At 38.1% G+C, this 12027-nt stretch carries 13 protein-coding genes; 5 read left to right on the plus strand and 8 right to left on the minus strand.

Translation table 11 applies throughout. The annotated features are described in order from the left end of the window. Window positions 1–13 precede the first annotated feature (13 nt). From VZD24_RS00910 to VZD24_RS00930, 5 genes are all read left to right on the plus strand, one after another. On the plus strand, window positions 14–859 hold the full coding sequence (locus VZD24_RS00910; RefSeq protein WP_342686600.1) for a universal stress protein: 846 nt from the start codon (window positions 14–16) through the stop codon (window positions 857–859). Between the two features lie 133 nt (window positions 860–992). Then, window positions 993–1844 (plus strand): universal stress protein, encoded by an 852-nt coding sequence (locus tag VZD24_RS00915; RefSeq protein WP_279447554.1) that lies wholly within the window; start codon window positions 993–995, stop codon window positions 1842–1844. A gap of 89 nt (window positions 1845–1933) precedes the next feature. Beyond that, a complete protein-coding gene (locus tag VZD24_RS00920; RefSeq protein ID WP_279447555.1) occupies window positions 1934–2785 on the plus strand; it encodes a universal stress protein in 852 nt (283 codons plus the stop codon). 15 nt (window positions 2786–2800) lie between these two features. Continuing rightward, window positions 2801–3631, plus strand: coding sequence for an ATP cone domain-containing protein (locus tag VZD24_RS00925; RefSeq protein WP_373693804.1), 831 nt, complete (start codon window positions 2801–2803; stop codon window positions 3629–3631). Between the two features lie 2 nt (window positions 3632–3633). Next, window positions 3634–5004 (plus strand): MBL fold metallo-hydrolase RNA specificity domain-containing protein, encoded by a 1371-nt coding sequence (locus tag VZD24_RS00930; RefSeq protein ID WP_342686599.1) that lies wholly within the window; start codon window positions 3634–3636, stop codon window positions 5002–5004. 28 nt (window positions 5005–5032) lie between these two features. On the opposite strand, the gene VZD24_RS00935 is transcribed toward VZD24_RS00930, so the two are convergent. From VZD24_RS00935 to VZD24_RS00970, 8 genes are all read right to left on the minus strand, one after another. Beyond that, window positions 5033–5875: a restriction endonuclease gene (locus VZD24_RS00935; protein ID WP_342686598.1), complete on the minus strand. Its 843-nt coding sequence runs from the start codon at window positions 5873–5875 to the stop codon at window positions 5033–5035. A 17-nt stretch (window positions 5876–5892) separates the two neighbouring features. Beyond that, entirely contained in the window at window positions 5893–6792 is a 900-nt protein-coding gene (locus tag VZD24_RS00940) for a hypothetical protein (protein WP_342686597.1), read from the minus strand. Further along, complete coding sequence (locus VZD24_RS00945) at window positions 6789–7181, minus strand: hypothetical protein (protein WP_279447563.1); 393 nt, start codon at window positions 7179–7181, stop codon at window positions 6789–6791. The genes VZD24_RS00940 and VZD24_RS00945 overlap by 4 nt, the downstream gene beginning before the upstream one ends. An 11-nt stretch (window positions 7182–7192) precedes the next feature. Next, complete coding sequence (locus VZD24_RS00950; protein ID WP_279447564.1) at window positions 7193–7942, minus strand: LOG family protein; 750 nt, start codon at window positions 7940–7942, stop codon at window positions 7193–7195. Next, window positions 7942–9063, minus strand: coding sequence for an ABC transporter permease (locus VZD24_RS00955; RefSeq protein ID WP_342686596.1), 1122 nt, complete (start codon window positions 9061–9063; stop codon window positions 7942–7944). The genes VZD24_RS00950 and VZD24_RS00955 overlap by 1 nt, the downstream gene beginning before the upstream one ends. After that, entirely contained in the window at window positions 9063–10169 is a 1107-nt protein-coding gene (locus tag VZD24_RS00960; protein WP_279447566.1) for an ABC transporter permease, read from the minus strand. Before VZD24_RS00960 ends, VZD24_RS00955 begins: the two co-directional genes overlap by 1 nt. A gap of 140 nt (window positions 10170–10309) precedes the next feature. After that, on the minus strand, window positions 10310–11044 hold the full coding sequence (locus VZD24_RS00965) for an ABC transporter ATP-binding protein (RefSeq protein ID WP_342686595.1): 735 nt from the start codon (window positions 11042–11044) through the stop codon (window positions 10310–10312). After that, window positions 11044–11946, minus strand: a complete 903-nt coding sequence (locus VZD24_RS00970; RefSeq protein ID WP_342686594.1) for an ABC transporter ATP-binding protein — start codon at window positions 11944–11946, stop codon at window positions 11044–11046. The genes VZD24_RS00965 and VZD24_RS00970 overlap by 1 nt, the downstream gene beginning before the upstream one ends. Window positions 11947–12027 lie beyond the last annotated feature (81 nt).

The following is a 12027-nucleotide window of genomic DNA, read 5'->3' on the forward strand; positions in this document are numbered from 1 at the left end:
AATACATTTTTAAATGAAAAAAATACTCGTTCCCACCGATTTCTCGAATAATGCTTATGCGGCATTGTTTTACGCTACTAAACTTTTTAGTGATGAAGCCTTGCAGATTACCATTCTCCACTCCTTTAGTGACGAAATAGGTAAACTCACCAGCCGAGTAGATATTGGCCGTTCCGATGTTATTATTAAAAAACTGTACAAACAGTCTGATGAAGATGGCGAACAATTGGTGCATAAAATAAAATTAGACTCGGCTAAAGTAGCCCATAAGTTTGAGGTGATTTCCACTCCGGCGAGTTTGTCGAGAACTATAAATAAGTTAGTTGCCGCTGAAGGCTTTGACCTAGTGGTAATGGGTAGTAAAGGGCGTACGGGAGCCGAAGATGTGCTTATGGGAAGTACCACAATTGCCATTACCAAATCTTTAGAAGGTTGTCCGTTACTTATAATTCCCCGCGAGGTAGATTTTGTTATTCCTACAAACATAGGCTATGCTACGGATTATAACGATTTTTATCAATTGTCTAAATTAAGGCCTATCGTCCGGTTGGTGCGGCAGTATAATTCTAATTTACATATAGTGCATGTGGGCGATGAGAAAGAGTTGGATTCTAAGCAACAACAAAATTTGGAGCAATACAGAAACGACCTCACGGAATACGATACTGAGTTTCATTTTATTAAAAGAACCCAAAACGTTTCAAAATCACTTCACGGTTTTGTTGACAGTAAAAATTTAGATCTTTTGGCATTGGTTTACCACAAGCATGCATTTTTAAAGCAGTTGTTCCGCGAGCCGGTGATAAGCAGGGTGGGGAAGCATACGCATGTGCCTACTTTGGTAATTCCTTTAAAATAGCGGGTGTTTAGTTAAGTCGTAAAAAAACCGTAATTTAATGATCTAAATTTCGGAATGCTATGGCACTTATAAATCATGTAGTGGTGAATTACCCTAGCATTCCTGTATTCACTTTATTAAATATTTTATACCGATGAAAAAACGAATATTGATTCCCACAGATTTTTCGAGAAATGCGTTTAACGCCATTAAATATGCCATGGCGCTTTACAAACGAGAGTTTTGTGAATTTATAATTTTACATACCTACTACCATTCTGGATATTCTAAAGACAATTTTTTAATTCCCGAACCTTCCGAAAAAGCGCATAAAGCTGCCAAGGAATCTTCCGAAGAACGGATGAATAAACTAAAGCAACAGATGGGGCTTTACGAAAAAAACGACAATCACGACTTTCAATTTTTAAGTGAATTTGGGTCATTTTTTGAGGTTTTAAAGAAAGTCATAGAAAAGGAAGATGTAAAACTGGTAGTGATGGGAACCCGTGGGGAAACAGACGATAATTCGGTGATTCTAGGTAGTAATACGGTAAATGCCATGGAAAAGGTGCGCAATTGTCCGGTATTGGGCATACCTGCAAATACTGCATACAAGGATCCTAATGAAATTGTATTTCCCACCAGTTTTAAAACACATTACAAAGAACGCGAATTGGAAACCTTGGTAGAAATTTCGCGAATAACGAATGCGCCAATACGTATTCTACACGTTAAAAAAGGTAAGCAACTAACAGAAGACCAAGAAAAAAACAAAGAACTTTTAGAGCGAATATTAGATGCCGCTGAGTTTACACATCACAAACTTTACGATATAGATTTGCAGGAAGGGGTGCGTTGTTTTGTACAAAGTCGGGAAAGCGAAATGATTGCCTTTGTAAATAAAAAGCACAATTTCTTCGGAAGTATTTTCTCCAATCCCATGGTTAAGGAGCTCGGAATGCACACTACCGTGCCTTTATTGGCTATGCACGATTTGCGAAACTAGTTTGTTTCTTTTTTTATAAGTGAATTTTAAAACTGTGGTAATCGCAATTGCGACAGTAAAACCACGAATATATTTAGCGAGATAGAATTATGCAAAAACATATTTTAATACCCACGGATTATTCTAGAAATGCATTTAACGCTATTGTTTATGCTTTTGAACTTTTTAAGAAAGAGGAATGTGTTTTCCATATTTTCCATTCCTATTTTTTGTTCCGTTCCGCACAGGGAAACATTTTGTTTCCGGAACCCGAACCCCATGAATACGATGCGGTAGCCCGCGCATCTGGGGCAAGTATGCTGCAATTAAAAAACAAGGTAGAACTCTTGGCGGATAACCCAAAACATACGGTGTATTTTGATCATAAATTTGGTACCCTGATTGAATTATTGGAAGAAAAGGTAAAGCGAAATAATATAGACCTTATAATTATGGGAACCCGTGGTATAACTGATGATACAAAGGTAGCCTACGGTCGTAATTCAGTAAATGTAATTGAGAGTATAACCGGGTGTGCCGTTCTGGCCGTTCCCGCAAATGTACATTATAAGCGAATTAACGAAATTGTGTTTCCCACCAATTTTAAAAGTGAATTTAACGAGCGGGAGATAAATACTTTTGTAAAGATTGTACAATTGGAAAAATCACCAATTCGGATTTTACATATTGGCAAGGAAGCCGAATTATCTGAACGGCAAAGAAGCAATAGAAAACAATTGGAATCGTATTTTGAAGGATTGGAATACAGCTATCACTGGCTTGAGAAAACAGGTGTTAAAGAAGGGGTGCTCTCCTTTGTGGACGATAGAAATAGTGGAATGATAGCTTTTGTAAATAGAAAGCATTGGTTTTTTGGCAGTATATTTTCAAATCCGTTGGTTAAAAGTTTGGGCGTGCATTCCAAAGTTCCCATTTTGGCTCTTCACGATTTAAGGAATTAACTTAAAATAAAAATAGTGGTTGAAGTTATAAAGCATTCCGGGGAACGGTCTCAGTTTTCAATTGATAAACTAAAATCTTCGCTGCGGAAAAGTGGGGCAGACGAAGCATTGGTAGCCGAAATTGCCAATAACGTCCGCGACGAATTGTATCAGGGTATTTCAACCAAGGAAATCTACAACCGCGCCTTTGCGCTTCTCAAAAAGAAGAAAAGAGGCTATGCTTCAAAATATAAGTTAAAGAAGGCTATTTATGAATTGGGTCCCACTGGTTTTCCGTTTGAAAAATTTGTGGCTGCAATTCTTTTTTACAGCGGTTATGAGGTAAAAATAGGTCAGTTTTTACAGGGAAAATGCGTCACCCATGAAGTTGATGTAGTAGCCCATAATAACGGTATATATGTAGTTGCCGAATGTAAATTCCACAGCGATGAAGGGCGAAATTGCAATGTAAAGATTCCGCTTTATATCCATTCGCGCTATCGCGACATTCTAAATTTTTACGGTGATGAAAACAATGGCGATAAACCGAACGAAGGGTGGGTAGTTACAAACACGCGTTTTACCGAAGATGCCATAAAATATGGTACCTGCGTAGGCCTTTATCTTTTAAGTTGGGATTACCCGAAAAACAACGGCATAAAGGATCGGATAGACCGGTTGGGACTTTATCCGGTTACTGTTTCAACTTTGCTCAGCAAGCGCGAAAAACAGTTTTTACTCAGTCGCGATGTGGTGCTCTGCAAACAATTAATAGACGATCATTTTTATCTGGATCATTTGGGAGTTTCTGACAACCGAAAAGTCCGAATTTTAGAGGAAATAAATATTTTGTGCCAAAACCATTAAGTATGCAAAAGATAAAAATCCATTTTCTCGGCGCCGCGGGAACCGTAACGGGTTCTAAATTTTTAATTGAAACCCCCGAACACAATATTTTGATTGATTGCGGGATGTTTCAAGGTATAAAGGAATTGCGCGAAAAAAACTGGCAAGAGTTGCCCATCAATGTTTCGAAAATAGATGTGGTGCTGCTTACGCACGGGCATTTAGACCATACAGGATATTTGCCGCGATTGGTAAAACAAGGTTTTCGAGGCAACATAATCGGAACTGCGCCAACGCTTGCCATTGCTAAAATTATTTTGCATGACAGCGCTAAAATTCACGAAGAGGAAGCAGAAAAGGCCAATGATGAAGGCTATTCCAAACACAAGCCTGCGGAGCCCTTTTACAGCGTACGGGAAGCTGAGGTAACACTTGGATTTTTTAAGGCGGAAGAAAGAGACCAATGGCTTGAACTTTCAGAAAATATAAAATATCGATTTAAGTATAACGGGCATATAATTGGTGCTACTTTTATTGAGCTTCAAATCTTTGGAAAAACTTTTGTGTTTTCGGGAGATATTGGTAGAGTCCACGATTTACTGCTTTTTCCGCCCGAAAAACCAAAATGGGCAGACTATCTTTTTATGGAAAGTACGTACGGAAACAAGCTACATCCGGAGGAAAGCGTTTCTGACAAATTGGTGGAACTCATCAATAAAACCATTCACAACCGCGGAAATCTGATTATCCCCTCTTTTGCGGTGGAACGTTTGCAAACCTTGATGTTTTTGCTTTGGAAACTGTACAATGAAAACCGAATTCCGAACATCCCAATATTTATTGATAGCCCAATGGGCAACAATGTACTTTCGGTGTTTCAAAATTTTCCGGATTGGCACAAAATACCAATGAAGGAATTTAACGCAATGAACAATCGAATGCGTATAATTACTTCCTATAAAGAAACTTGGGAAACTATTGATAATCCGCAGCCCAAAGTGGTTATTGCCGGTAGTGGCATGGTGACTGGCGGAAGGGTTTTAACCTATTTAAAACAGATGATAGACAAAACCAATACCACCGTTTTATTAGTGGGTTACCAAGCTGAAGGTACCCGTGGCCGCCAAATGCTGGAAGGGGCACAAGAGCTAAAATTCTTTGGAAAATACTATCCCGTAAAAGCCGAAATACACCATATTGAAAGTCTGTCGGCACACGCAGATCAACAAGGGCTTTTGGATTGGTGCAGCGATATAAAGAATATTCCCGAAGCTACATTTCTTATTCACGGAGAGCCTACGGCACAGGATGCGTTGCGGGTGAAATTACACGATGCTTATGGCTGGCAGGTAAGTGTTCCGAAGTTGTATGAGATAAGGGAGTTTTTGGTGTAATAATCAATCATTTTATACTGTTTGTTAACTATAAATTGCACAGTTTTTTAATTTCATTTAAAACTCTATTTTTTCTCACAGGCGAGATCCCTATTTTATCCAGTAAAAAGGACGATTCATAAAGTTCTTTGGTGAGGATAATATTCTTTTCAATTAGAAGGTGTTTTTCGTGTTTGGTCAAAGTTGTTAATGTGGTGATAGGGTAGAGGGCAAACTTATCTACGTTTTGTTTTATTCCGTTGTTTTCGGGATAATCCCAACTCAACAATTGAAGTTCCACGCATTGGGAATAGTCAATGGCATCTTTAGTAAAACGGGTGTTTGTTACCAACCACCCTTGTTTTAAATGCGATGTTTTCGCAGCGTCGCTGTTCCAGCGTTTTTGAATGTCTAGAAAGCGGGAGTTTATGTATAGCGGGACTTTCACATTGCTCACGGCCTTTGGGTCTGAATGGAATTTACATTCCACGGCATACGTATTGCCGTCTTTTTCAGCTAAAACATCCACCTCGTGGGTAACACATTGGCCTTGAATCGTAACGCCTACTTGGGTTTCGTACCCGTGATGTTTTAGCAATGCGCCAATCAATCGTTCAAAAGGAAAGCCAGTCGGCCCAAGATCTAAAATTGCCCGTTTCAAACTGTATTTTGAAGCTGATATTCTATTGCGTTTTTTTAACAGTGAAAAGGCCTTTTTGTAGATTTCTTTGGAAGGAATGCCGTTGTAAAGCGTGGGCATTATGTTTTCTACAATTTCGTCTATTTCACTTTCGGAAGCTTTGCTTCTTCTAAGTGAAGTTTTTAACTTTTCAACCTTAAACTCTTCAATCTCTCCATTGAATTTTTTAATCGATATGATTTTAGTTTTCATATAATTTCCACTTAAATTTAAAATCGCAAAATTTCCGTCATTAACCCAAAACGGATGATATCCAGTTGATGCCTAAAGTAAATATTGTAATAATCCAGACCGTGATAAAACTTGACAAAAAAACCAATATCCTCAAAAAATTTGGGATGGTAATAAAATGTAAAAGCCCCACTAAATCGTTTTGTGTCAAAGGTTTTCCAATCATTTATTTCATCTAGCATCCAAGTGGTTTCAATTTTAAGTGAAAAGTTAGCCTTTCTTTTCTTACTGAAAAAATCACGGTCTAAAGGAAGCTTGTAAGCAAAAAACGAATTGTGCCATCTAAGTCCGCTGTACTGTCCTTGCAACTCGTTCAGCATCCAACTTTTGGGATGTATTTCCAAAGAGCTTTTAAAAAATTTCACTGCATTTACTTGCGAGCCGTATGAGGTGTCTATAAATCCTATTTCAAGAAAATTGGTAGCAAAGTTCCCCGATTGCAAATTGATGGAACCATCACCATTGTAAAAATCGCCATCCTGCCCGTTGGAATGATGAGCTATTCTTCCGAACAAAGTAGTGTGATGTGCCAATTCAGGATAACCGAATAAATAATACAAGGAAAGCTGCGGAATATAGCTGGGCGTTTTTACGGGGTATGAGTCCGCGTTAAACATCCTAATAGTAATTTGCGGCGTAAGTACCATCATCAATCTTGAATCTGCTCGCTTTCTAACTACAAAATTTGGGTTGAGGTTGGCTTCAAACATAAGTGGCTCTATATTGCCGATGTCTGTGGGAAATGTAATATAGCTATCGCTTTGATTAATGTGCGCAATTTGCGAGAGATAAAGGCGCGGTAGGGTGTCAGTTTTTTGTTGTGCAAAAGCACTAGTTATCCACAAAAGAAATAGTACTATGTGGAATGAGCAGCTCATATTTTTTTATTAGTACTTAAATTAATAAGACCGGCTATTATTAGGGTGAACGCAATCCTGAACGCCATTGCGCCAATGGTTTTGCTTTCGTAAAGCCCACCAGCGTGAATATGAATATAAAATGCGGCGAATGCAAAAAGCAGAATGAGAACTGCCGAAAGCATCAGCCAAAAGGGCCATTTTTTCGCCTTTAAAAAACCATAAGCTGCAATTAAATACAGAATACCCATTATTAGATTTGTCTTTACAATAAATGGCACATAATTTCCTTCTTTTGCTCGGATGCCAAACCAATCGAATAAAACGGAGCTACTCATAAATATGGTAAGTAAGGCGAAAGCAATTAGTATTCCTGCAATTATGTATTTGAATATTTTATTCTTTTTCATGACTTAACCTTTTAAAATTTCCTTCGGTTTTCCCCGTACCACCATTTTGGTTTGTATTGTTCTTTAACCAATCCAAATCTTTTAATAGCGTGAATTTTTATATGCTCCACTACTTCTTCTGCAGAATCGGTCACGAAGATTAAATCCATATCCTCGGGGCTGATGCTTTCTTGTTTGACCATTAACTCAATATGTTCAGTCAATTCTTTGTGATATGTTTTATCGAAAATAACAATTGGGAAATGCTGAATTATCTTAGTTTGTATCAATGTAATCGCCTCAAAAAGTTCATCTAAAGTGCCCATTCCGCCCGGCATTACCACAAAGGCGTAGGAGTATTTCATCAATAGGAATTTGCGTACAAAGAAATACGGAATATCAATCCACTTGTGCAAATATGGGTTTGGTTTTTGCTCAAAAGGAAGAATAATATTTACGCCAACAGAATATCCACCAGCGTCATAAGCCCCTTTGTTGGCGGCTTCCATAATGCCGGGACCGCCTCCGGTCATAATGGTAAACCCTAATTTAGAAAGTTCGGCACCAATCTTTTCAGCATTTTTATAGTGTTCGGAATCTGGTGTAAACCTTGCGGAGCCGTAAACCGTTACACAAGGACCAATAAAGTGCATTTTACGGAATCCTTTTATAAAGTTGTACTGCACTTTAAATGTAAACCATAGCTCCTTGAACCGAGAACGCGGTCCTTTTAAAAATGGAGATTCGGTTTTTTGCAAATGATATTTAGGGGTTTTTTCCATTAGTTTACTTTTTTATAACTCCAAACCGCCAAAAGGTTCATAAGTATTGCAAAAAGCAGGGTCTTCAACATTTGCGGTAAAATGTCGCCAAAGCCAGATCCCTTCAGCAGAACCATTCGCACAACCTCTACAAAGTACTTTATGGGGTTGAATTCAGTAATTATCTGTGCCCATTTTGGCATGCTTTCTATTGGCGTGAACAAGCCGCTCATTAAGATAAAAATCACGACAAAAAACCAAGCGATAAACATGGCCTGCTGCTGCGTATCGGTGAAATTTGAAATAAGCAGGCCCATCCCGAGAATTACTAAAATATAAATAGAAGTGTAGGTATAGAGTAGTATTAAACTGCCCAGCATGGGCGTATTGAAAATTACTTTTGCCAGTATAAGTCCAATGGTCAGCAATCCTATTCCAATAACCCAAAAGGGGAAAAGTTTGCCGATAATAAACTGACTTTTGCGAATAGGGGTTACGTTAATCTGTTCTAATGTACCTATCTCTTTTTCGCGGACAATATTCATTCCAGAGAGAAAAAGGGTTATCATCGTTACAAGTAACACTAATATTCCCGGCACCATAAATGTTTTATAATCTAAAGTAGTATTGTACCAAAACGACGGAATACTTGCAATAGACACAGGCTGATCAGTTTTTTTTGAAATGTTCATTATAGACATTTTCACATCTTTATTAAAACTTTGAACAATCTGATTTACATAACCACTTGTAACCCCGGCAGCTGCGCCGTCAATAGCATTAATGGAGATAGACAGACCGGCGGTTTTTTCCTTTAGTAGATTTCGTTCAAAATTATTGGGAATTTCCAGGACCACATCAACCTCTCCAGTTAACATCGCGGAACTTGCTATTTTCTGTGAAGGAAAATTGGTTAAAACATCAAAATAGGTGGAAGCGTTAAACTTCTCTAGTAAGGTGCGGGAAGTAGTGGTGCGATCGTAATCTATATAGGCGAATTTTATGTTTTTTATTTCATAGGTCGCGGCATTAGACAAGATGACCAGTTGCAAAATGGGCAGGATAAAAATAATTGGCAACATCCCTTTATTTCTAAAGATTTGCTTAAATTCCTTTTGTATTATATAACCGATGGTCTTCATTATTCCAGTCGTATTTTATATTTCTTTATACTTAGTCCAATAAAGAAAAGGGTCATTCCTATCAGAATCAACGTTTCTTTCCAGATATACGCCATTCCCACACCTTTCAGCATTATGCCTTTTATGATGATGATAAACCATTTTGCGGGTATTATGTTGCTGATAATTTGAAGCGGTACCGGCATACTCGAAATTGGAAATATAAAGCCAGAAAGCAGTATCACGGGGAGCATCAAACCCATCAAGGAAATCATCATTGCGGCCTGTTGGGTTGCGGCGATGGTTGAGATTAAAATCCCCAGTGCCAAGGAAGTAATTATAAAAAGAACGCTTTCCAATCCCAGTAAAAAAAGACTTCCCTGTACGGGCATTTTAAAAATGAAAATGCTCAGAAGTACTATTACTGCTGCATTTATGACAGATAGAAAAATATATGGAACCACTTTCCCGATAATAACCTGAAAGGGTTTTAAAGGGGAAACCAAGAGAATTTCCATCGTGCCCAATTCCTTTTCGCGAGTAATGGAGATGGAAGTCATCATGGCCGAAACCAGCATTAAAATGATAGTCATTACCCCAGGCACGAACATAAACACGCTTTTAAGTTCTGGGTTATAAACCATTCGGGTTTGGGGAATTATTTGATACTCAATTTGGATCCCTTTATTTTTTTCCTGTTGATAATTTTGAAGTATTGCATTGGTATAATTGGTGATGGAATTGGCCGTGTTTGGGTCGGTAGCGTCTGTTATAATTTGAATAGTGGCGTTGTGATCCGCGATTAGATTTTTGCTGAAATCTTTTTCAAAATTTAAGACGGCTTTTATTTTTCCTTTTTTGAAAGTGGATTCTATATCGGCTTCATGGGCAATCATTTGTTTTATGGTGAAGTATTTTGAAGCCGAGATTTTATTGATAATTTCTTCGGTTGAAGCGTCTTTTGAATGATCTAAAATGGCAATATTTACGTTGTTTATTTCATTTGTAATTGCAAATCCGAAAAGCAATATTTGGGCAATAGGCATTCCGAAGAGTATAAAGAGCGATCGCCTATCCCGAAAGATATGGTAGAATTCCTTTTTTATAAAACCTATAAATCGTTTCATTTTTATTTAATCAACAATTTTAATTGTCTGGTCGAGCCCTTCGGCGTTGCTCAGGATAAACTAAAGACGAGACCTAATTGACAAATCCGAATTTTAAAGTTCTCGACTGCGCTCGAAATGACAGAAGGATTTTTCTAATCTTATTCAATATTTCTCGCAAGCTTCAGAAACACATCATTCATCGATGCTACTTTATATTGTTCTTTCAGTTTTTTCGGGGTGTTCAAAGCTTCTATTTTTCCATCTACCATTATTGAAACGCGGTCGCAGTATTCGGCTTCGTCCATGTAATGCGTGGTTACGAAAATTGTGGTGCCCTGGTCTGCTGCTTTGTAGATCATTTCCCAAAATTGTCTGCGAGTTATGGGATCTACGCCACCGGTGGGTTCGTCTAAAAAAACAATCTTTGGGTCGTGTAAAAGTGAAACCGAGAAGGAAAGTTTTTGTTTCCAGCCCAAAGGCAGAGAGCCGACCAATTTATTGCTAATGTTTTCCAAACCCAATTCCGAAATTAATTGCTCTCTTTTCTCCCGTATTTTTTTTCTCGACAGGCCGTAAATTCCCCCAAAAAATGTGATGTTTTCCTTTACCGTTAAATCGTCATAAAGTGCAAATTTCTGACTCATATAACCAATGTTTTTTTTAATGGATTCGGTTTGTGTATAAACATCAAAACCTGCAACATTTGCTTGACCTGAAGATGGCTTGGAAATTCCTATCAGCATTTTTATTGCTGTTGTTTTTCCAGCGCCATTGGCACCTAAAAACCCAAAGATTTCACCTTTTTTGACTTCAAAACTGATTGCATTTACAGCTTTAAAATCGCCAAATGCCTTTGTTAATTCTTCGACTACTATTACATTTTCTTTCTTCATTATTTCGCTAATTCCATAAAAGCATCCTCAATGTTGGGTTGGGTTATTTCTATGCTAATGCTTGTTAAACCTGCCTTTTCTAAATGTGATTTTAAATCGGTTACTTTAAAAGAATTCCTTTTATCTGTGTAATGCACAAACTCTCCAAACGGAAATACACTGTACAAATGTTCGTAATTTTGAAGCGTTTGAATTAGTTTGTACATATTATCTGCGCCCACATTGTAAATGGTTTTTGGGAATTTGTTTACAATGGCCTCGGGGGTGTCAATCTCTAATATTTCGCCTTGCTGTATCAAGGCAATTCTGTCGCATAATGCAGCTTCGTCCATATATGGCGTTGAAACCAAAATGGTAATTCCTTTTTTCTGCAAGCGTTTTAGCATTTCCCAAAACTCTTTCCGCGAAACTGGGTCAACGCCCGTGGTAGGTTCATCCAAAAAAAGCACTTTAGGTTTGTGAATTAACGCGCAACAAAGGGCGAGTTTCTGCTTCATTCCGCCCGATAGTTTTCCTGCACGTCGGTCTTTAAATGGGGCGATTTGAACATATATTTCTTCGATTAAATCGTAGTTTTCCTCAATGGTAGTTCCGAAAATTGTAGCGAAAAACGTTAGGTTTTCCTCCACCGTTAAATCTTGATAAAGTGAAAACCGCCCCGGCATATAACCCACGGCGTTTCTAATTGCCTTATAGTTTTTTACTACATCAAATCCTGCGACGGAAGCACCACCATCATCAGGAATTAACAGGGTTGTTAAAATCCTGAAGATGGTAGTTTTTCCTGCGCCATCGGGGCCAATTAATCCAAAAAGTTCGCCTGGCGCCACAGTGAATGAAATGTTCTGGACTGCTTTTACCTTTTTATAGGATTTACTGATATGGTTTAACTGTATACTCATCTGTAATAAAGAGTGGCCACTGTTTCCATCAGAATTAAAATCCGATGCAATAAAATGGCTTGCGCCGTTGACGCTTTTGTT

This window comes from Aequorivita flava, assembly GCF_038742595.1.
GTDB lineage: Bacteria > Bacteroidota > Bacteroidia > Flavobacteriales > Flavobacteriaceae > Aequorivita > Aequorivita marisscotiae.

Coding starts and splice junctions, on each gene's coding strand:
- VZD24_RS00910 (WP_342686600.1), top strand. CDS start 14: ATGAAAAAAATACTCGTTCCCACCGATTTCTCGAATAATGCTTATGCG.
- VZD24_RS00965 (WP_342686595.1), bottom strand. CDS start 11,044: ATGAAGAAAGAAAATGTAATAGTAGTCGAAGAATTAACAAAGGCATTT.
- VZD24_RS00945 (WP_279447563.1), bottom strand. CDS start 7,181: ATGAAAAAGAATAAAATATTCAAATACATAATTGCAGGAATACTAATT.
- VZD24_RS00920 (WP_279447555.1), top strand. CDS start 1,934: ATGCAAAAACATATTTTAATACCCACGGATTATTCTAGAAATGCATTT.
- VZD24_RS00915 (WP_279447554.1), top strand. CDS start 993: ATGAAAAAACGAATATTGATTCCCACAGATTTTTCGAGAAATGCGTTT.
- VZD24_RS00960 (WP_279447566.1), bottom strand. CDS start 10,169: ATGAAACGATTTATAGGTTTTATAAAAAAGGAATTCTACCATATCTTT.
- VZD24_RS00955 (WP_342686596.1), bottom strand. CDS start 9,063: ATGAAGACCATCGGTTATATAATACAAAAGGAATTTAAGCAAATCTTT.
- VZD24_RS00930 (WP_342686599.1), top strand. CDS start 3,634: ATGCAAAAGATAAAAATCCATTTTCTCGGCGCCGCGGGAACCGTAACG.
- VZD24_RS00935 (WP_342686598.1), bottom strand. CDS start 5,875: ATGAAAACTAAAATCATATCGATTAAAAAATTCAATGGAGAGATTGAA.
- VZD24_RS00940 (WP_342686597.1), bottom strand. CDS start 6,792: ATGAGCTGCTCATTCCACATAGTACTATTTCTTTTGTGGATAACTAGT.
- VZD24_RS00970 (WP_342686594.1), bottom strand. CDS start 11,946: ATGAGTATACAGTTAAACCATATCAGTAAATCCTATAAAAAGGTAAAA.
- VZD24_RS00950 (WP_279447564.1), bottom strand. CDS start 7,942: ATGGAAAAAACCCCTAAATATCATTTGCAAAAAACCGAATCTCCATTT.